The sequence below is a fragment of the Neptuniibacter sp. 2_MG-2023 genome (assembly GCF_030547495.1).
Taxonomy (GTDB): Bacteria; Pseudomonadota; Gammaproteobacteria; order Pseudomonadales; family Balneatricaceae; genus Neptuniibacter.
In genome coordinates this window covers 165,889-185,914 of sequence record NZ_JAUOQC010000006.1, presented here as the reverse complement: position 1 = coordinate 185,914, position 20,026 = coordinate 165,889, and the positions used below count along the sequence as shown (strand labels likewise).

Sequence of the window (20,026 nt, the reverse complement as noted above, 5' to 3'; positions counted from 1 at the left end):
GATCAGCGGCGTAGACGCTGGGGTATCTCTATGTCAGTGTGGCTAAGAGCAGCGCTCAAATAGGTACCCCAGTCTAACCACCAATGCAAAAAGCATCACCTTTTCTGCATATAGGTGGCGAACGGCGGCATATGACTAAAAACCAACTCAGGGCTTAAACACTGTGTTCCAAAGAATCTCTATCCTACTTATCTCATTCGTTATTTTAAGCCTTAATGCCGTCTGGGCGGAAACTGCGTCTGTCGATACAGTTAACAACACTGTATCTGAAGACAAAATCAATACGCTAGAGCAACCCTTATATAATCCCTTTATTGAACGCTATATTATTGATGAGCTCAAACAGCTTAGGATTGAACAGCAAAACCTTAGGGTTGAATACACTAAAGAGATCACAGACAGGCAGCTTCATGTTGCCGAAATTGCAGCTACTTATGCAACAGATACAGTAACCTACTTCTTCTATCTAATCGCAGCAACAAGCTCTGCACTTTTATTAGTCGGTTGGACCTCCCTACGAGATATACGAAGCAATATCCAAGGCCATGCCGAAACCAAGATCAGCCAACTGATAATCGACTACGAATCACGCCTTAACGAGTTAGAAAAAGGGCTTGTATCGAAATCAGCAGTTATCAAAAAGAACCAACAAGAGATAGAGACCACTAATGAGGTTCAATCGTTCTGGTTAAAAGCTGGGCAAGAATCCTCTTGGGAACAAAAAATAAAGCTCTATGACCAAATACTTGAATTAAGACCCGATAGCGCAGAAGCACTAACGTACAAAGCCGACGCAGCACTTGAACTAGACAACCCACAGTGGGCGATCGCTCTATGTAACAAAGCATTAGAGCTAGAGGCCGATAATGGTCACGCTTTCTTCCAATTAGCTTGCGCATTTTCTGATCTACAAGCCGATCATATAGCGTATGAGTATTTACTACGGGCAATTGACGTATCAGAAGAGTATCGCCGCCAAGCAAAAGAAGAAGAGCGTTTCGAAAAGAACCCAGAGATCATGCAACTGGTAATGGAGCTAAATGCGCACAAGCCGCTTATTGAATAGAAGGGATCTGTAATGAAGTTTATTACCACAGACAACAAAGTTAAATGTATTCGCGAAATAGCAGGGAAAGAGCAACAGGTCGTCGATTTTGATATTGATGTAAACCAAGTCGCTCCCCATGTAGCAGCGCTCTTATCCACACATGAAATTAGTGAGCTCGAAGCGTGGCTCACCGCAAGAGGCACACTGCAAGAACATTTAGCAGAAATCCCTAACGAAGAAAATATTATCAATATTTTGCCTGAGCTAATGCATGAAGCAACACAAGCGCTAAAAGAGCTAGGCTATATTGATAAACAGGTCAAAAAAGAGCTTAAACTACGCTCTTCAGAACTCTCTACCTTATTAAAAAGCATAGATACCGTAGATGAAAGCCGCCCTAAAAAAACAAATACAGTCGGAAAATCTGAAAGCCTCAAAGAGAAGCTTGATGCCGTTAAAAAGCAGCTCTAATCACTGCTGAGCCGCCAAAAGCTGATTTTTCAGGCCGATGGCTGCCATCGCATAACCCCCGTCCGAACCATCAATAAAGTGTAAATGCTCACCGTCGGCGATACTCTCAACATGACAAGTCATTTGAGCGGCGTCAGATGCACTGACTCCAAAAAAAAGCTGCTGCTGCTCATATTCGGATTCCAAATAAGCAACCAGCGCTCTGTGCTCCCGTTCCGAGCAATTAATCACCATTCTTAAGGTGTCATCATATTTATGAAAATCGCAATGGGTGGAGATCTTTTCCATATAGTTTTTTAATTGAGGAAAATATTTATACAGCCCAAAACGGAATAATGGGACCGTAATAAACACTTCACCCATTGCAGCAAAAAAGGCTTTGCTCGGTTTAATCTCGGCAATACTTAGTTGGCGTTTAAAGTTCTTAAAAAACGACTCATAACTCGCCTGTTGCATATTGATTGGGTTAAGACAGGATAAGGAGGTCCCTAGCAGGCTCTCAAACTTTGCAATTGCCCTTTTAACGGCTTGTTCATCATCGAGCTGCATAGGCTGAACTAAAATCGACAAAGTCACCCCTGTCGACGATGGGATCGGTTTCCAGCGACAAGACAAGCCAGCAAATATTTTTTCTTTAGAAAAACAGCATTTTGGAGCCACTCGATACTCAGAGGAGGACTTCACTAAAGACTCAGCTAAACTAACCCCGCCGCCCTTAAACATAGCTTGCGGAGGGCTCTCACCTGATAAATATTTAGCAACCTTTACATCTCGACCCATTGCACGAACAGCACTAACAGGCACAAGCCCTGCATGCAGGTCAAAGTCAAAACTCTCTTTAGCGTAAAAGCTCAAAGATTGAAGTACTTCCTGCGCAACTCCATACATACTTTTTTTAATTAAAATCGTTGCCCCGTCACCACCAAACATAAATGGTAGATCACGGCTAATAAGATTCAAATGGGAGGTAATAGCCGCCGCGCCAACAAAATTAACATCCCTGTAGCGCCCCGCCTTAATAGCTTCAGTCGAAGCTCGCACATCAATAACAGAGATAAACCAATCATCAGGTATAGATTGATAGTGACGATTATCAACAATCTGAGCCGTATCAGAAAAACCTTCTAGCTCGTGGTAAAAATTATCCATAAATACTCTTATTGCAACCCATTATTGACACTCGAAAACGCTACAGAATAATAGGTTTGGTTTTTACCTAAGCTCTTAGCCTGATACATAGCCGCATCAGCAACCTTCAAGGCAGATTCTAAATCTATCTTTTTCTCAATTAAACAAGCACCTACAGACACCGTTACCGGACCATGTAAATCAGTCCAAGAATTAATATCTAAACCGCGAATTGTTGAGGTGATTTTATTGCAAACCTCTTCAACCCCTTGTTTCGATGTATCGGTAATGAGAACACAAAACTCCTCCCCACCAAACCGACAAACTAAATCGAACTCTCGTAAAACGGCAGACAGGGTATTTGAAACAGCAATCAGTACTTGATCCCCTACATCATGGCCAGCAGTATCATTAATGATTTTGAAATCATCAATATCAATCATCAATACAGCTACTGCACTACCCGAACGATGCGCTCGTCTTAACTCCTTCATGCCCAAATAAAAAAACTGACGGCGATTATACAATCCAGTTAAAGGATCCGTATTAGCGGCTAAAATTAACTTTTCAGTCAATTCCCGTCGGGCGGCGTCAATTTTTTCTTGAACATAAGCTGAGATGCCAATCATTAACACAAGAAACCATGTCACAAATATAACGAACACCGCTATATAAGACGAGTTCAACTCATTAGATAATGAAACAAAAAACAAACCAACAGAGAACGGTAGTAACATCCCACTGATTGATTGATAGCGAGCGATACGTCCACCTAAATAGGGACTTAAAATCGCTTTTAAACCGCCATAGTTTGAGGTTCTCGCTAAAACAGCCCAACCCAATAGAAAGCCAATTATCGCCGTATATAAAGACATATGGCTATAGAATGTTTCCAGCCCATAAGCATATCCAATAAAGGAAATACATGGGATGGAGATAGCCAAGTAAGCAATTAGCTGCTGAAAATTTTGCCTCCCATATATATCAGCCAGCACCGCGCAGCTGATCATCAATAGCATAATTGCAGTATTAACACTTAAGTAATTAACGAAAACAGAGCCATTAGAATCAAACACCTCTTGCTCAAAAATAATATTAGGTGGCATAAGGTCTGTGTTAAAGACGTAGTCAATAATGGCTATAAGGACGATAACTCCACAGACCAATACAAGCATTTTTTTAGTGGTGTTGATAAGGGGGCGATGATTCGGTAAGAGAATAGAGATACCAAGAGATAAAGATAATAACGCGGTAACAGGGTGCGTAGCGGGCTCCTGCATTATAGGTCGATATAAAAACTCAACATCCATCCAATAGCCATATAAAACAACTATAGAGAGAATAGCCGCAAGGGCCGAAATCTGGAAGGAGATCAGATAAAAGGCGCTAGGTAAGCTCCAAACCTTAGACGTTAAGTCTTCTTGCTCAATGCTGGCTGTTAACTTTTCAAGCTCATAAGCTATATTAGGTACATTCTTTTTCGCCACCGATTTAATCCATTAAGTGAGTGAAGATGGATTGCTGTCTTATAATTTTTTTGAGCACTTGCACAATAAAACCTAGTTCAACTTAAGGTATTCCTCAAGCATTCAACTTGAAATATTACTCCACACAATTTGATCCCTACTGACACAATATTCTGGACTCTGAAGGTAAGTTAAAAATAGTCCATTAATTCAACCACCTTTGAGCAAGGTCCCTCTTAACTACCCACCCGCAGTCCATAACCAATAAAAAAAACAGATCGTAATAAAAAGTTCTAAAACGCGCAGCCTAGCGTAAAACGTTCGGTTTATTTGGCATATAAACTGCTTAATTAGATAGTAGAGAGATATACGCGGTTTGAGGTCTAGTCGGTATGAGTTTACGCAACCAAATAAATATAAGAGTACTGAGCATTGTACTTATTGTCTTAATAGCGGGTGGTGCCATTGCTATCTGGAAGGCTAAGAGTTCTGTCGAGGACGAAGTAAGTTCATCCTTCCAGCTCGTCAAATCTATGCTGGATTTCCAACTCAAGCGTGAACGCTTATTAGCAGCGCCAGACAGTGAATCCTCATGGCTGGAATACCTGTCTTCCATAAAAGAAACTCGCCATATAAAAGTCGTAATCTATTCTAATAACAAGGTAGAAACAGGCTCAGCAGCAGATCATTTGAATGAAGAGAAAAATACGCCTCCAGCTTGGTTTGTTTACGCTGTAAGCCTTGATTTCCCTGTACTTGAGTATCGTATCAATTTCCGAAACAATAGTTCAAAAAGCATACTTATCACAACAGACCCTAGCGATGAGATAAACGAAGCTTGGAGTGAATTTCTAACCCTATTCTGGTCAATAATCGCTATTCTAACCGTTTTATTTATGGCCATTAATATCCTATTTAACTCAATGTTAAACGCTGTACTCAGCATACTTAATCGCTTAAAAGCGATTTCATCGGGAGAATATGGCACTCCCCTAGCTAAACACCACATCCTTGAATTTGACCTTATTTCACAAGAGATTAATGCCCTAACTCTAGCGCTTGAACAATCAAAACAGACTAATAAGAAACTCACTAACCACAGTTTAAATATCCAAGAAAATGAAAGAAAAGCGATGGCTCATGAGCTCCATGATGAAATGGGCCAATCTTTAACCGCGATAAAAGCTATATCTGTTGCAACAAAACAGCAACAAAGTGACTCAACTGTAGCATGTGAGACAATTATTAGTATTTGTGATCATCTATCGAGTATCGTGCGCTCAAGAATGTTGACCTTGCACCCTCTCTGTCTTGCAGAATTAGGGCTGAAAGATACGCTAAAAAATCTAGTGCAGGAGTGGGAACAAAACCACCTTAATACACGCGTCGAGCTTAGGTTTTCGGGTGAACCTGAACAGATAGACCATCAAGCAGCAATACATATATACCGCATCACCCAAGAGTGTCTAACAAATATTGCTAAACACGCCGGTGCGAGCCAAGTCAGCATACACTTAACCCTATCAGAGACAAATGAAGTGTCACTGCTCATTAAAGATAATGGGTCTGGTCTTTTACAAAATGACAAATCAAAAGGGTTTGGCTTATTAGGTATTAAAGAAAGGGCTGAAAGCCAGGGAGGTAAGCTTAATATTATCTCAAACTTAGGCAAAGGCATGCTAATTGATGTATTGCTACCACTGTCTGGAGTTAAATCATGAATGGTAAAAAGCTTAATATTCTTCTTGTTGACGACCATGAGGTTGTTCAAGCGGGCTTTAAGATGCTCCTTAGCGCCTACGAACAGTTTAACCAGATCGATACAGCTAACAGTGGCGAGGAGGCGATCCAGCTATATAAAAAACTACAACCCGATATTGTAGTCATGGATATCTCCATGCCAGGAATTGGCGGCCTTGAAGCCATTCGTAAAATAGTCAAAATATCGCCCGATGCAATGATTTTGGTTTATAGCATTCATGATAGCGCAATCTATACCGAACGCGCTCTACAAGCCGGTGCCCGTGGTTTTATCAATAAGAATAGCGCCGCCAATTGCTTAGCTGAAGCCATACTCTCAGTAAGTGCAGGTAATATTTTCTTAGATGACACACAGCCAAAAGCTGAGCCTAGCGTACAAAAAGCCAAGGAAAGCCAAAACCCAAATACACCAGTAGAGCTTTTATCCCCTAAAGAGTTTGATGTGTTCTGCCTATTAGCAAAAGGCTTAAATGGGCATGAGATATCAGAAAATATGTGCCTAGGCTATAAAACAATTGCTAATTACAGCACTCGAATTAAAAACAAACTCAATGCAAATACAACGGTAGAACTCACACATATAGCGTTGGCAGCAGGTGTATTAAAAGTATAAGCGTTTACTCACTATAGATAATCAGAAACAGAAACGACTCTTGCCTGTAATGCCGCATGCATTAACTCAAGATCTGTTTTCACCTCAAGCTTACTTTTAATAATGTAATAGGCATTGGAAACTGTTTTAACGCTAATAGATAAGGTTTCGGCAATATCTGCTTTAGTTTTCCCTTCGACTAACATACGTAGAATCTCATACTCTCGGGTAGACAACTTATTCACTATCGCTGACTTACCATGCAAGCTGTCCATCGCTATAGCTCTTGCTATATCTTCGCTAATCGCCAATCTTCCGTTTACAACATCCATTACCGCTTGAATCAGTTCTGCCGGCGCACTACTTTTCGTAATATAACCTTTAGCCCCCGCTTCAATTACTTTTTTCGCCATAGAGGGATTCTGGTGCATACTAAACACCAATACTTTAGCTTTAGGATCTAACTGACGAATTTGAATCAAGGTTGCTAACCCCCCTTTCCCTGGCAGGGACAGGTCAAGGATTAACAGGTCTGGTTTATGCTGACGGTAAAGCACATAAGCATCTTCACCACTTTCAGCTTCTGCAATAATATTTAAGCTTGGCTGTTTATTTAATAAAGAACGATAACCTTCACGCACAATTGCATGGTCATCTACCAATAGAATATTAATGAGTCCCATCAGCCACCTCATATTCCAACACAGGTACAATCGCCTCAACCTTCAAGCCACCAAGCGCTGAACGCGCAAAGTTAACCTCACCATTTAATGCGTTAACACGCTCTTTAACACCTAATAAACCATTACCCGGCTTCAATAAAGTTTCGGCGCGGGTTAAATTCCCATTATCCTCGATCTGCAATAATAACTGCTCCCTCTCTGAATAAGGACAGCAGAGCAATACCTCAACACGCGAAGCTGACGCATGCTTCACCACATTTGTCAGGCTTTCCTGTACAATTCTCAGTAGATTGACCGCTATAGCAGCGGGTATCTCATCACACCGTCCCTCAGTCACTAAATAGCAGTCCACCTCTTGATGCTTAGCGTTCCACTCATCAATCATAGAGCTGAGATTTTCCATCAAACCCAGTTCATCCAAATCCGCAGGGCGTAATTTAAACAGCAAGTTCTTAACCAATCCCATCATCTGTTGGGCAATCCCTGTGATTTGAGACACTTTAGGTAGAAGTGAGGGGCAATGATCCTTAGCCTCTCCCTCCATGTAATAAGCAATGGCTCTTAAACCCGTTAAGGACTGACCTAATTCGTCATGTAACTCTCGGCAAAGATGCCGCCGTTCCTCCTCTTGCAGATGCAGCAACTTCATCGATAATTGCTTTCGTTCCTCAAAAGTTTCCTGCAATGTGGATGCCATCGCATTAATACTTTGAGCAGTGTCCTGCCACTCTTTAACCCTAAAATCTGGTAACCGAACCGAGAGATCCCCCGCCTGTATTTTACCTAAAGCAGCAGTCGTCAAACGTACAGGCTTCAGTACCCACCCTAATGTAATATAAAGCAAGATACATAAGGTCATAACTGTAATAACGGACATCTCCATTAGGTTGTTCATATCTCGCCACGCTCGGTGCAACATCACCAAAAAACTGGGCGTAACATTAATCCGACCTTTAACTTCCTCGTTAAACACCACATCACGTTGGCTGCCCTGCTCAGTCCCAAACTGATAAAGATAAAGGGTTTTAAACCACGCAGGCCAAATCTCCTCTGAAACATCCCCTTTACACAAACTGCGTTCAAGCCGCCCCTCTGCCGTTTCATACTGAATGCAAAAACCTGAAATACTACTATTACTATTCTGCCAAAGAAAAAAATCGGGGAAGTCGGTAGGACCTTGCATAAGGTTATGTGCTTTTAAAAGTTGCCACTCCAACTGCTGTTTAACCGAGTTAGCAATTTGGGCGGCCTGATCTTGCGCCTCTTTGTTCGATTGGTACAAGGCTACAACCGCCGATACACTCATCGCCACTGAACCGGTGAAGATAACGAGTAACATCAACAATGTATTGAGCTTAATCGGTCGCATAGTAAGCACTTTATGAGTTATTAAGAATTCATTCTAAAAAAACCATCGACTTAATGTATCGGGCTATATACCCGACCCTCTTAGTCAATTTGGCTGTGACATGACAACAAGATCCAAGCTAACGTACCACCCACTGACCCCATGACAATGCTAAAGCTGAAGTCGTGGTTAACTATAATAAGAGGATAAGCCATGAGCCCGCAATACATTGAAGATGTTGTTGAATGGAATCAATTTGGTGATTTAGAGCACTTCCGTTACTCAATTCTCCACATCGATGAAGAACAGCAGCGCGCAGAACTCCTATTTAAATTTGAACCCCATAAGCCGATCATCCTTCATCGTCATAATTCACTGAATAAATTGTTAGTCCTTAAAGGAGAACATCACATCTATGATGCTGATGGTACGCTGTCGGAGGTACGAGCAACAGGAAGCTACACTGTTGCACAACCATCCGATGCTCCTCATGCTGAATGTGGTGGTGACGGAGGCGCTATTATCTTGTTCAGTATTTTTGATAACACCGCTGGCGGCACTCTATACGACCTAATGGATCCAGAACAAAATATAGTAGGCACTCTATCTATGTCTGACTTAGTTGCCATTTATACCGCCTAACTCTCCCTTTAAAAGTAAGGTTTTTGGTATTGGGCGGCCCAAAAACGGTCGCCTCTTCTCTCTTACTAGCGACCAAAAACCAACTAATAACAGACGCGCTCTCCCTATCACTTTTGATCATCTTATATATCCGCTACCATATAACCAAAACCACCACTCATTATTAAATTCACTTATAAGTAAATAGTGAATTACGGAGAAAATCGATGGGATCTATCTCGATTATCTGCCTTCTTGTACTTAGTTTGTTACTTCCCACCGCTAAGGCGGAAGAGATTAGCGTCGCAGTAGCCTCTAACTTTACAGCACCGATGAAAGAGATAGCCTCTTTATTTGAGCAATCCACCGGCCATAAAGTACGCTTATCTTTTGGATCCTCCGGTAAGTTTTATGCGCAAATAAAACATGGTGCCCCATTCCAAATCTTTTTTTCCGCCGATCAAAAAAAACCTGAACAACTTGAACGGGATAGGCTTATAGCACCCTCTAGCCGTTTTACTTACGCAAGAGGTAGTCTTGCGCTTTGGTCACCGCAGAAAGGCTTTGTTAAAGGAAATGCGGATCGGCTGAAACAGCTCCAATTTAACAAACTGGCACTCGCAAACCCGAAACTGGCTCCTTACGGAGTAGCGGCCATAGAAGTGCTAAAACGGCTCTCATTAATTGAAGCAACTCAAAATAAATGGGTACAAGGTGAGAACATTGCCCAGACATATCAGTTTGTCAGCACTGGAAATGCTGAACTAGGCTTTGTGGCCCTCTCTCAAATATTAAAAGATGGAAAATTAAAAACCGGGTCTAGTTGGGTTATTCCTGAAAATTTATATAATCCAATCAAACAGGATGTAGTGTTATTATTACGCGGAGAAAATAGTCCTGCTGCCCAAGCACTCCTCAGTTTCATCAAAGAGCCGCAAGTAAAACAGATCATGACATCTTATGGTTATAAACCTTTAGCAGCTAATCCATGAGTTTTTCGGAAGCGGACTTAGCGGCCATTTGGCTAACATTGCGTCTAGCGACAACGGTTACCTTGTTACTGTTAATAATAGGTACGCCTATCGCTTGGTGGCTAGCTCGAACAAGTTCGGTCTGGAAAGCACCTATAGCAGCTATAGTTGCCCTACCTCTGATACTGCCGCCCACTGTACTTGGTTTCTACCTTCTCATAGCGATGGGCCCTCATGGTTTCTTTGGCCAATTTACTCAGAGCCTAGGCTTAGGCACACTGCCCTTTACTTTCTGGGGTCTTGTCATCGCCTCTGTATTTTATTCTATGCCCTTTGTTGTACAGCCGATCCAGAACGCGATGGAAGCTATAGGGGAACGTCCTTTAGAGGTTGCTGCCACGCTGAGAGCAGGCCCTTTTGATCGCTTTTTTACCGTTGTTCTACCGCTAGCAAAGCCTGGGTTTATAACCGCATCGATTCTTGGTTTCGCACATACAGTGGGAGAGTTTGGCATTATATTAATGATAGGTGGCAATATTCCGGGAGAGACCCGCGTCATATCTGTACAGATATATGATCATGTCGAGGCACTGGAGTTTATGCAGGCACACGCCCTGTCTGGCGCTATGCTTATTTTCTCTTTCTCGGTACTTTTAGCGCTGTATTGGCTCCAGCGTAAACAAAAAGTTTCGCTTTTAAACTAGATGAGGCCTCTTATCTATGCAATCTGACATCAGTAACAACCATATACAGGCCTCATTCCAGTTAAAGCACCCTGAAGCTCTCGATAACAGCTTTATTCTGGATATAGATCTGACTCTGCCTAGTCAGGGGGTAACAGTGATCTTTGGCCCATCAGGTTCAGGCAAAACCACACTACTACGCTGTATTGCAGGCTTAGAGGAACCAGATAAGGGACAGCTCAGCATTAATGGAGAGATATGGCAAAATGCCTCACTATCTATGCCGACCCATAAACGCCCTTTAGGATATGTCTTTCAGGAATCAAGCCTCTTCCCGCATCTAACCGCACTCGGCAATCTCAACTATGCTCGCAAGCGAGCAGGCAAAAAAGTCTCTAATCAATTGTATGATCACGCCATTGATATTATGGGGATCCACGATATTTTACACCGTTACCCACAACAACTATCTGGCGGTGAACGGCAGCGTGTCGCTATCGCCCGAGCCTTGCTAATCAACCCTCTATTACTGCTGATGGATGAGCCGCTTGCCTCTTTAGATAAACAGCGCAAACAAGAGATTATCCCCTATTTGGAACGTCTAGGCTCTAGCTTAGAGATCCCTATTATTTACGTCAGCCATTCTATGGATGAGGTCTCCCGTTTAGCAGACCATGTTGTGGTTCTAAAGCAAGGTAAGGTCAGCGCACAAGGGGGGCTCACCGAAGTTTTTTCACAAATCGATCTACCTTTAGATTATGGTGATGATACTGGTGTAGTTCTTCAGGGCCATGTAATTGAACGTGACCGGAAATGGCACTTAGCTCGTATTGCATTTTCCGATGGTGAGCTTTGGGTAAGAGACCGAGGAGATGAACTCAATCAAGCGGTAAGGGTTCGGGTACTCGCACGGGATGTTAGCCTAACCTTAACACCCGATAATGACTCAAGCATCCTTAATCGATTAGCCGTTACTGTAGATGAAATAGCAGCCGACACTGATGAGGCAATGGCATTAATACGCTTAAAAACAGGGAGCGAGTACCTTATAGCGCGTTTAACCTGCAAATCCATTGACCGCCTCCAATTGGAACCGGGCAAAAAGCTATGGGCACAAATAAAATCTGTCGCACTAATCAGTTAGCAAAAAAAAAGGCTTAGTAATAAGTACTAAGCCTTTTCGAGAGAGTTTGCAGCGTTTTTATAAATTAGCGATAAACATCACTGACACATAACCTAATGTGTACGCCAGCAGCAACCAATGAATAAAACGTAGGTAAGTAATGAAAGAGACCTCTTCCAGTTTACTCAGCGCGATAACACCGGCGGCGGAGCCAATAATCAAAATAGAGCCACCAACACCTACAGCATAAGTGAGACCCAGCCATTCAGCAGTGCTCATGCTAATACCTGATTTCAAAATAGCCGCAGTTAATGGAACGTTATCCACTAACGCCGACAATATACCAACAACAAAGTTAGCCAAGTAAGTAGGTAAAATATCGTAAAGCTGTAACAAAAACTCCAAGACAGAAAGCTCTTTAAGCATCCCCACCAGCAGCAATACCCCTAAGAAAAACAGCAAGGTATCAAACTCGATCTCTCGCACAGACTCTAAGATATCAGGTGATTTCTCACTACGATGGAACAAACGATGAGAGATAAACATCACCGATAATCCGAACAGGAAGGTCAATACTGGCGGTACAGAAAACGCAACACTCATAAAGAGAGTGCTAAAAATGGTCAAAAGGAATAGAACCGCAATTAACTTATCAACTGTTGCAATTGGGCGCTTAAACTTCGGTAATGTAACCTCTTCGTTTGTCCCCCACATAAGTAACAAAGCTAAAGAGATAACACCCGCACAAGCTGGACCAATTAAAAGGAAGAGGTCAGTGATATCGACCTTCCCTGCCAAGAAGATCATTAAGGTAGTTACATCCCCCGTAATCAAGGAAACACCTCCGGAGTTCACCGCGAAGACAATCAGCGTGGCAAACTTAAGTGTTTGTTTCTTATCCAACTTAAGTGAGGTTAATAACGAGAGCATGATCAAAGATGCAGTGATGTTATCCGCTAAAGAGGAGAACACAAGCCCCATTAAGGCCATTAAGATCATCAACGTTCGCAGCGTCAATTTATTGGGGAGTAACCGATAAACTAGCTGAGTAATCAATCCCTGCTGGTTCAAGTACGCAACAAATGTCATTGCCGCCATTAAAAACAGCCACAATGTCGCTATATCTAAAAGGTTTTCATTTAACCCCTCTTTGATATGTGCAACGCTATGCTCTGGGAAAACAAAAGCTAATATCCAAACCAACGTGCCAATAAACAGAGTCGATTTAGCTTTATTTAGGTGAATAAGGTCTTCAATAATAATTAAGACGAAAGCGAGACCAATAAGGCTCAGAAGTAAAACGTGCATCTTTAGTTCCCGATTTGAACTTAAGTGGAAAAAAGGTACACAATTATCCCTGCATTCTTATCATAAATAAATTGATAGTTGGAGCTGACCCAAAAGAAGCATAAAAAAAACCTACTTAATATGGAAATTAAATAGGTTTACTTAAAAATTAACTAATTATCTATAGTGCTTGAACAAAAGGCTTCAGTTTAAAAGAAGACCAAAGGTAAAACAGAAAAAACCATACGCCAACAAGCTTCCTCTATCTATCATAAATCAGGGGTACCAGGTCGACACGCTTTTGCCGCCTGGTTTATCGAAGATTTTCTATAAAAGCTCCCTGCTATCCATGACCTTTAGTTATAAATTCGGCAGTCTGACCTTTCTCCTTTTTCCACCCTGCATAGCCACCTTGAATATGTAGCACATTCGTCAATCCCATCTCTATAATCGCCTTTCCAGCTAGTGCAGAGCGTAAACCTCCGCCACAAAAGAGAACAAAGGTCAGCTCTTGCAGAAATATTTCTTTAGCATAAGGACTCTCCGGATCAACCCAAAACTCCAGCATACCCCTTGGGCAATGATAAGCCCCAGGAATAACCCCTTCGCGCTCTAATTCACGAATATCGCGCAGATCAACAAACTGCACACCCTCCTTCCCATATAGAGCGATGGCTTCAGACACCGAAATCTCTCGCACCACTTGGTTTGCCTCTTTAACCAACTGGTAAATCCCTTTTTTAATTACCGATCCCATTGATGATCCCCTTAATTATTATATTTTTTTGTTTGATGCTACTACATCTCAGCCAATGGATTTTTCTGCCAAGGCGAGAGGAAAAACTTATCCACATAAGCGTTATCCACATCCGCTAACGTTTTAAAGCGCCACTGAGGATCAGCATCTTTATCCACAAGCAAAGCACGAACCCCTTCAGGAAACTCCTTATGCTGGCAGCATTGCACCGATAAGATAAGCTCTGCACAAAACACCTCTTTCAAGGACATATGCTTAGTCACTTCGAGCTGCTTCTTTATTAAATTAATCGCCAACGGGCTGCCATGATGAATGGCCTTTTGGGCTCGCTTTATCCATTTATCATCACTTTCAACACTTAATAAACTATCGACAAAACCCGCCACAGAATCATGGTCAGTGATCTGTTGAATAAAATCATAATGATGCCTTACCGGTGAATCTGAACTAAAACAGGCTTGAGATTCATGCTCCAAACGACGCAACACTCGATTAACAGCAGCATTAGCATCGCCCCATGACTCTGCCTGAAGGCTCTCGAGCATAGACTGGCGCAGCTCTACTGAAATAAACCGATCAGCTAATCCCAAAAACAGGGCATCCGCCGCATTCATTGGATTACCGGTTAACCCCAAAAAGAGCCCCGTTCGACCGGGCATATGGTTTAGAAACCAGCTCCCCCCAACATCAGGATACAAACCTATAGTTACTTCAGGCATAGCTAAATGGGAAGTTTCAGTCACTATACGATGGCTACAGCCATTCATAAGTCCCATGCCGCCACCCATTACAATACCGCTTCCCCAGCAGATAATAGGCTTGCTATAGGTATGTATAGTGTAATCAAGGGTATATTCACGGGTAAAAAAAGCTTCGGCAAACTTAGCATTAGAATCTTCGCTGATCGCTTTATAAATACTGACAACATCACCACCAGCACAAAAAGCCTTAGAACCTGCGCTATCTAAAATAACAGCGACAACCCTGTCGTCGTCTTGCCACTGATCGAGCTGAGGCTGGATCAGATCGATCATATCCAGTGATAAAGCATTTAAAGAGCGTTCCGCATTTAAGCAGATCTCAACTATTCGCTTACCATCTTGGGTAGGATATTCGTTAAACAGCACACAACTCATTCAAGCATTCCTATCGTTAAAAATTATAGGCAGAAAAATCAATCAGAATCGCCTTAACTTATTTCGATCTTTATTACTGTAATAGTTTATATATTAATTAAACCATTAGACCGTAAACAGATTGCCTAGAATAAAAGCTAAATCCAATAGGAAATTAGCCTTATACCGGCCTTAAAAGGGAAACTTAAGGTTCAACAGCAAATATAGAACAGTCGATATTGTCCTATGCTCACCGAAATTGTAGGGAGAGTTTAAACATTAAAACGGATAGAGCGTAGAGAGGTCTATCTCTACACTCTACCGATGCATAGGTCGCAGTAATTAACTAGATGCAATTATATTATCGTTATCTTGGCGCGTTTTGAGTTTACGCCCTTTTCTCTTTTCAACAATCAGCGGTACACAAAGCTCATCACTCTCGTAGATCTCAACGCAATCTAAACATTGAAAGCACTCATCGTAATCAATCTTGCCTGTTTGCTCGATCGACTGATATTCACAGCGGTGTTTACACAGCTGACATGGCTGACCACATTCACTACGACGTGGAAGCCAGTTGAATATCCTCAGCTTACCAAAAATAGCTAAACCTGCACCTAAGGGGCAGATATAACGGCAGTAACCTTTGTAGACAAACAAACTTAGCACTAACAGCACTACGGCCCACAGAACAAATGGCCATGACCGGTCAAAGATTAATGTAATACTCGTTTTAAAGGGCTCTATCTCAACCACACTGCCCGTCAAAGGAATAGACACAACAGCCACTATAAGTATGCCCGCAAGCACAACATATTTAATCCACTTCAAGCGTGAATCTAACAGAGGTGATACTTTGATTTGTGGTAGTTTAAGAAAGGCCAATAGCTTACCGGTCAACTCTTGTAATGCACCAAAAGGACATAACCAACCACAGAAAGTACCACGCCCCCAGACAAAGAAAGTGATACCAATATAGGCCCAAAGTAATACCGTCATCGGGTCATATAGGAAGAACTCTAAACTTCGTCCTGCGACTAAAGCCTGTAATACACCCGTGATATTAACAATCGACAGCTGCCCTTGGGCATACCAACCAATAAAGACTAGAGTAAACAGTAAATATAAAGGACGGAACCAACGCAAGCGGTGCTTAGACCCTGTCAGTATACGGTGCTTCACTAACACAACGGTTAAGATTAACAAGCCGGTCAGTAGAATTATTATATCCGTCTTACGACCGGCCCATAAGCTGTGCCATGTTTTGTTATCACTCTCCGCAGCAAGAATATATTGCTCAGGAATAGGTAATTTAAAATCGAGTCCTTCGGTCACACTTTCAGGGTATAACCAACCTTTTTGCCGTACGACATTCAGCTTAAATTCGGCAGGATACGCCGGATCTAGGCCTGCCTGACCAATCACATGAAAGAGCTTCCATTCGAAACCCTCCAGCTCCTCAGGCAAGTTAAGTTTATACTCAAGATCAAAAAGATTTAAACGATCATCCAGATCAAAATCGCGCATCTCTATGGGCAGCTCAGCTTGGTGCAAACTGATACGCTCAGGAACTTTGCCACGAACAAAATCTTCTCCGGTAAATGAATATCGGCCCTGACTCAAAATCAGTAATAATTGATCATTAGCCGCAGTATTTCCTTTCACATAGTCCCAAGCGGTGGGCAGTAATAGATTACGGCCAACGCTAGGTATAGTTAAATTCGCGGCATAGATCTCAACAAACTGTTCATCGGGTGCCTCTAAAGCTTCAGGGTCTTGCCCTTCACCAATCGTCCCCTCAAACCGCGCTTCCACCTCTTTATTGCTAAAGGTGTATTTAACAATCAGCCCCTCATCTAGCAATTCCTGCCAAGACATCGACTCAAATAAATCAGGTTTAATACGTGCAATAAGGTCAGGATCACGTCCTTTGGCATAACCTAATTTCTCACGGGCCACCTTTAACGAGGAAGCAAGCAAAGATTGGTTAAAAATACGAACCGAAGCGGTAGCTTTAGTCACACCATCAATATAAACATTGGCGCTGTTATTGGCGCCGCCCAAACCCGGTTTCGCATCAATCTTGATGTTTTGCATCAACGAAACACCTTTGTACTGTTTAGAAAAATCGATCAATGGCTTTTCGCCAAGTCCTTCTAAAAAGACAGGTTCATGGTGAGATAAAACGCGAACATCTATAAAACGGCCATCAGGATCAATAGCAACGAGCAGATTAAAAGGTATGCCTGCAAACCCTGGGATCGCCGCAAGATCAATCGATTCAAATGCGTAACCAACCAGTGGGGTATCAGTCGATATTTGCTGATAAAGCGGCCAAATAGGTAGGGCCTCATCTTTATCACCAACGACATAAGGAGAGGGAAATGCTTTCTCCATCGCTGCCTTATCCATCACCCCTGCCTGAGCAAGGTTACAAACGAGAAGGAAAGTGAAACTAAGGAGAGCTATTAACGTTTTTAATAAGGATAAGGGTATCCGTAAACGTTCAAGTAGAGAAAACAGAACCGCAGTAATATAGTTCATCGCAACAACTTCTTATTATGTTATCCCTCCATATTAGCCACTACTAATCAACAATAAAAATATCTTTTATGATCGTTCAACAACGCCTTTAGTACAACGCCTAAAGAAGGAAACACATTTATTGAACTAATAACAATGAGTAGTCTAAGCGTTAAATTAGCTGCGCTTCCAGACTAAGCTGCACTCCGGTCTGTTCAGATTCCGGCGCAGGTAAAATGTCTACACTCGGCCAAAGGCCTGTCACTAAAGCTTTAGCATAAGCCTGAGACAGGGACGCTTGTTTCATGCTTTCTGCGGCACCGCGGGCATCATAGGCCAATCGATGCCAACTCACCTCTATTCGATCATCGACCGGTTGCAACAACATATACCAGCCATCCGTTGTACCATCATTAGCAGGCATCCCAATCACGCCCGCATTTAACCAATAACCATCAGTTAACTCTGATCCAAAAGGCAAACCACAATGGCCTCCAATAAGCAGATCGCTCCCAGCTAAATTTAACTGCTTATTCTTAACAACCTTATCCCCACTAGCGAAGACAAACTCATTTATCCGCTGATAGCTACCATGGATAACCGTAGCTGTCCGACCATTCAGGCTAAATCGAATCTCTCGCGGCAAATCCGCCATCCAGTGCTTATCATCTTGAGACAAGCGCTGATTGCTGAAGTTGTACCATTCAACTGACAATAGGGAGCAAGCACTCCCTTGATCAAAACCACATCCACAATCGGGGGCATTTTGAGCTAAAGACTCTTCACAATTTCCCATCACGACAGGAATACCCCAATCACGAATCAATTGAACAGTTGCTTCAGGCTCTGCGCAATAAGCCACCAAATCACCGGTACAGATAACCTGTTCCGCAGGGATACCAAGACGGGACGCTTCAGCTTGCATCGCGCGAGTTGCCGCTAAATTGCTATACGGTCCACCAAAAATCAGCACAGGGCCAAAAAACTTACCAAGATCCATAATCGCTCTTCTATTCCTATTAATTATTAGCAAGAGGTTGTAGTTGTTTTTGGCTTGCGCCACCGATCATAAAAAGAGCGCACCCGCCAACCATCACAGCGATACAGATCCACAACAGTTTAGTGTATTTATGCACTTCACCTAATAACATGGTGTAAGAGGAGGACTCAGTGAAATACAGGAGTGAACCACTGACAGCCAAAAAGAAACTGCCAATATAACTCCACACAGGGATATCACGCCGATTCCCCCAGAGACTAAAGAAGATAACAGGTACAAGGTACATTGAGGCCGTTCCGCTAACGGCAACAGCGCTGAAGATATCTTTATTCCCAACAAACACCAATAACAAACCCAGTAACATAAAGATGGCCATAACCATCCGCCCATTTCTAAGGCTTACAGACATAAGGCGCATATCAAGCACCATCATTTTTGCCGAGCTAGTCAAAGTACTGTCTAGCGTAGACATGGCAGAGATAACCAGAGATGCGCTAAATAGGAACATAGGGAATTCACCCAATAGTCGGCTCAAAACCTGATTCATATCTTCGCCTTCCAAGCCATTAGCGCCAGCGATTACACCTAAAGAACCAAACGCAAGAATACTGATACTACTGATCCAACCCGCATGCAGAAAACTACGTTTTGTCGTCTCTCTATCGGCAAGAAAGCCTCGATCCATCATAACGGGGTCATGCATTGGATAGCTCCAGACCTGTAGCAATGCCACCAGCAGCAAAATTGGCCCAGGCTGACTAATATCGAACGGTTTAAATGCCAGCAGTTCAGTTGTAAAGTGGCCTCCACTGACCACTATGCCTAGCAAAATACTAAGCACTACTAAAAACACCCACATCTGCATAACATCAGTACGTAGCGAAGCGTATAAACCGCCAAGCATTGAATAGAGGAGCGTTACGGCGGCTAATCCTATAACGGCTAAAGTGTATGACTGAGAACCTGCCGCACCAAATAAAATGCCAATGACTAATAAATTGGCAAAGACCTCACTGACCAACCGTATCCCCACCACAAAGTTATAACAGCGTCCGCCCCAAGCACCGAAACGATCACTTAAAAACCCTTGTACGCTGCCATAGCCTTGCTCAAAACGGAGATGGTCAATAATCCGGCCACCCGTAAGAAAAGAAAGATAGTAGGCTGCGTAGGCTAAAGTCCCCCAAATACCGTAATAGAACCCCAAAATAGCAGCATTGAGTAAAGAGCGAGCAAATATCCAAGTGGTCACTTGCGAGAAGGTTAAAGCAAGCAGTGTAGGCGCTCTACCATCTGCCGATTCACCTCTAAAAAAACCACCTTCTTGAGTAGCTTTTCTAGACAGGAAAATAGATACCAGCGCCAAGCCAGACACTAGAAAGATTAACCACATGCTCATTTAACGCCCCACCAATTATCAGTCACTATGGCTCTGACACTTAAGGTGAA

At 42.6% G+C, this 20,026-nt stretch carries 18 protein-coding genes; 8 read left to right on the top strand and 10 right to left on the bottom strand.

Annotated features, from left to right (window positions below; genetic code table 11):
* Positions 1 to 163: 163 nt before the first annotated feature.
* The gene (locus Q4486_RS08170) at positions 164 to 1,066 is read left to right on the top strand and encodes a hypothetical protein (protein ID WP_303417262.1); all 903 of its coding nucleotides are present in this window, start codon (positions 164 to 166) and stop codon (positions 1,064 to 1,066) included.
* Positions 1,067 to 1,078: 12 nt separating this feature from the next.
* A complete protein-coding gene (locus tag Q4486_RS08165; RefSeq protein WP_303417264.1) occupies positions 1,079 to 1,519 on the top strand; it encodes a hypothetical protein in 441 nt (146 codons plus the stop codon).
* Here the strand turns inward: Q4486_RS08165 and Q4486_RS08160 are convergent, their stop codons facing one another.
* Positions 1,520 to 2,668 carry a DUF3095 family protein gene (locus tag Q4486_RS08160; protein ID WP_303519034.1) on the bottom strand — a complete coding sequence of 383 codons (1,149 nt, stop codon included), beginning with the start codon at positions 2,666 to 2,668 and terminating at the stop codon, positions 1,520 to 1,522.
* Positions 2,669 to 2,676: 8 nt separating this feature from the next.
* Positions 2,677 to 4,134, bottom strand: coding sequence for a GGDEF domain-containing protein (locus tag Q4486_RS08155; protein ID WP_303519032.1), 1,458 nt, complete (start codon positions 4,132 to 4,134; stop codon positions 2,677 to 2,679).
* Positions 4,135 to 4,505: 371 nt separating this feature from the next.
* Here Q4486_RS08155 and Q4486_RS08150 point away from each other — a divergent pair, with 371 nt between their 5' ends.
* Positions 4,506 to 5,834, top strand: coding sequence for a sensor histidine kinase (locus Q4486_RS08150; RefSeq protein ID WP_303519030.1), 1,329 nt, complete (start codon positions 4,506 to 4,508; stop codon positions 5,832 to 5,834).
* Positions 5,831 to 6,487, top strand: coding sequence for a response regulator transcription factor (locus Q4486_RS08145; protein ID WP_303519029.1), 657 nt, complete (start codon positions 5,831 to 5,833; stop codon positions 6,485 to 6,487). Before Q4486_RS08150 ends, Q4486_RS08145 begins: the two co-directional genes overlap by 4 nt.
* An 11-nt stretch (positions 6,488 to 6,498) precedes the next feature.
* Here the strand turns inward: Q4486_RS08145 and Q4486_RS08140 are convergent, their stop codons facing one another.
* A complete protein-coding gene (locus Q4486_RS08140) occupies positions 6,499 to 7,149 on the bottom strand; it encodes a response regulator transcription factor (RefSeq protein ID WP_303417272.1) in 651 nt (216 codons plus the stop codon).
* Positions 7,136 to 8,518 (bottom strand): histidine kinase, encoded by a 1,383-nt coding sequence (locus Q4486_RS08135; RefSeq protein ID WP_303519028.1) that lies wholly within the window; start codon positions 8,516 to 8,518, stop codon positions 7,136 to 7,138. The genes Q4486_RS08140 and Q4486_RS08135 overlap by 14 nt, the downstream gene beginning before the upstream one ends.
* 192 nt (positions 8,519 to 8,710) lie before the next feature.
* Here Q4486_RS08135 and Q4486_RS08130 point away from each other — a divergent pair, with 192 nt between their 5' ends.
* The 4 genes from Q4486_RS08130 (at position 8,711) to modC (ending at position 11,916) form a co-directional block, all read left to right on the top strand.
* A complete protein-coding gene (locus tag Q4486_RS08130; RefSeq protein WP_303417275.1) occupies positions 8,711 to 9,139 on the top strand; it encodes a hypothetical protein in 429 nt (142 codons plus the stop codon).
* A 206-nt stretch (positions 9,140 to 9,345) separates the two neighbouring features.
* The gene (modA, locus tag Q4486_RS08125) at positions 9,346 to 10,110 is read left to right on the top strand and encodes a molybdate ABC transporter substrate-binding protein (protein WP_303519027.1); all 765 of its coding nucleotides are present in this window, start codon (positions 9,346 to 9,348) and stop codon (positions 10,108 to 10,110) included.
* Positions 10,107 to 10,793 (top strand): molybdate ABC transporter permease subunit, encoded by a 687-nt coding sequence (gene modB / locus Q4486_RS08120; RefSeq protein ID WP_067869969.1) that lies wholly within the window; start codon positions 10,107 to 10,109, stop codon positions 10,791 to 10,793. Before modA ends, modB begins: the two co-directional genes overlap by 4 nt.
* Positions 10,794 to 10,809: 16 nt before the next feature.
* Positions 10,810 to 11,916, top strand: a complete 1,107-nt coding sequence (modC, locus tag Q4486_RS08115; protein WP_303417280.1) for a molybdenum ABC transporter ATP-binding protein — start codon at positions 10,810 to 10,812, stop codon at positions 11,914 to 11,916.
* Positions 11,917 to 11,973: 57 nt separating this feature from the next.
* Here modC and nhaD read toward each other — a convergent pair whose 3' ends face one another.
* From nhaD to Q4486_RS08085, 6 genes are all read right to left on the bottom strand, one after another.
* Positions 11,974 to 13,203, bottom strand: a complete 1,230-nt coding sequence (gene nhaD / locus Q4486_RS08110; protein ID WP_303417282.1) for a sodium:proton antiporter NhaD — start codon at positions 13,201 to 13,203, stop codon at positions 11,974 to 11,976.
* A 322-nt stretch (positions 13,204 to 13,525) separates the two neighbouring features.
* A complete protein-coding gene (locus Q4486_RS08105) occupies positions 13,526 to 13,939 on the bottom strand; it encodes a rhodanese-like domain-containing protein (RefSeq protein ID WP_303519025.1) in 414 nt (137 codons plus the stop codon).
* Positions 13,940 to 13,980: 41 nt separating this feature from the next.
* Complete coding sequence (locus tag Q4486_RS08100) at positions 13,981 to 15,075, bottom strand: enoyl-CoA hydratase/isomerase family protein (protein WP_303519023.1); 1,095 nt, start codon at positions 15,073 to 15,075, stop codon at positions 13,981 to 13,983.
* Between the two features lie 321 nt (positions 15,076 to 15,396).
* Positions 15,397 to 17,598 (bottom strand): 4Fe-4S binding protein, encoded by a 2,202-nt coding sequence (locus tag Q4486_RS08095; protein WP_303519022.1) that lies wholly within the window; start codon positions 17,596 to 17,598, stop codon positions 15,397 to 15,399.
* 151 nt (positions 17,599 to 17,749) lie between these two features.
* Positions 17,750 to 18,577 carry a metallophosphoesterase gene (locus tag Q4486_RS08090; protein ID WP_303519021.1) on the bottom strand — a complete coding sequence of 276 codons (828 nt, stop codon included), beginning with the start codon at positions 18,575 to 18,577 and terminating at the stop codon, positions 17,750 to 17,752.
* 19 nt (positions 18,578 to 18,596) lie between these two features.
* Complete coding sequence (locus tag Q4486_RS08085; RefSeq protein WP_303519020.1) at positions 18,597 to 19,976, bottom strand: sodium:proline symporter; 1,380 nt, start codon at positions 19,974 to 19,976, stop codon at positions 18,597 to 18,599.
* Positions 19,977 to 20,026 lie beyond the last annotated feature (50 nt).

Coding starts and splice junctions, on each gene's coding strand:
- Q4486_RS08165 (WP_303417264.1), top strand. CDS start 1,079: ATGAAGTTTATTACCACAGACAACAAAGTTAAATGTATTCGCGAAATA.
- Q4486_RS08160 (WP_303519034.1), bottom strand. CDS start 2,668: ATGGATAATTTTTACCACGAGCTAGAAGGTTTTTCTGATACGGCTCAG.
- Q4486_RS08150 (WP_303519030.1), top strand. CDS start 4,506: ATGAGTTTACGCAACCAAATAAATATAAGAGTACTGAGCATTGTACTT.
- Q4486_RS08145 (WP_303519029.1), top strand. CDS start 5,831: ATGAATGGTAAAAAGCTTAATATTCTTCTTGTTGACGACCATGAGGTT.
- Q4486_RS08140 (WP_303417272.1), bottom strand. CDS start 7,149: ATGGGACTCATTAATATTCTATTGGTAGATGACCATGCAATTGTGCGT.
- Q4486_RS08135 (WP_303519028.1), bottom strand. CDS start 8,518: ATGCGACCGATTAAGCTCAATACATTGTTGATGTTACTCGTTATCTTC.
- Q4486_RS08130 (WP_303417275.1), top strand. CDS start 8,711: ATGAGCCCGCAATACATTGAAGATGTTGTTGAATGGAATCAATTTGGT.
- modA (WP_303519027.1), top strand. CDS start 9,346: ATGGGATCTATCTCGATTATCTGCCTTCTTGTACTTAGTTTGTTACTT.
- modB (WP_067869969.1), top strand. CDS start 10,107: ATGAGTTTTTCGGAAGCGGACTTAGCGGCCATTTGGCTAACATTGCGT.
- modC (WP_303417280.1), top strand. CDS start 10,810: ATGCAATCTGACATCAGTAACAACCATATACAGGCCTCATTCCAGTTA.
- nhaD (WP_303417282.1), bottom strand. CDS start 13,203: ATGCACGTTTTACTTCTGAGCCTTATTGGTCTCGCTTTCGTCTTAATT.
- Q4486_RS08105 (WP_303519025.1), bottom strand. CDS start 13,939: ATGGGATCGGTAATTAAAAAAGGGATTTACCAGTTGGTTAAAGAGGCA.
- Q4486_RS08100 (WP_303519023.1), bottom strand. CDS start 15,075: ATGAGTTGTGTGCTGTTTAACGAATATCCTACCCAAGATGGTAAGCGA.
- Q4486_RS08095 (WP_303519022.1), bottom strand. CDS start 17,598: ATGAACTATATTACTGCGGTTCTGTTTTCTCTACTTGAACGTTTACGG.
- Q4486_RS08090 (WP_303519021.1), bottom strand. CDS start 18,577: ATGGATCTTGGTAAGTTTTTTGGCCCTGTGCTGATTTTTGGTGGACCG.
- Q4486_RS08085 (WP_303519020.1), bottom strand. CDS start 19,976: ATGAGCATGTGGTTAATCTTTCTAGTGTCTGGCTTGGCGCTGGTATCT.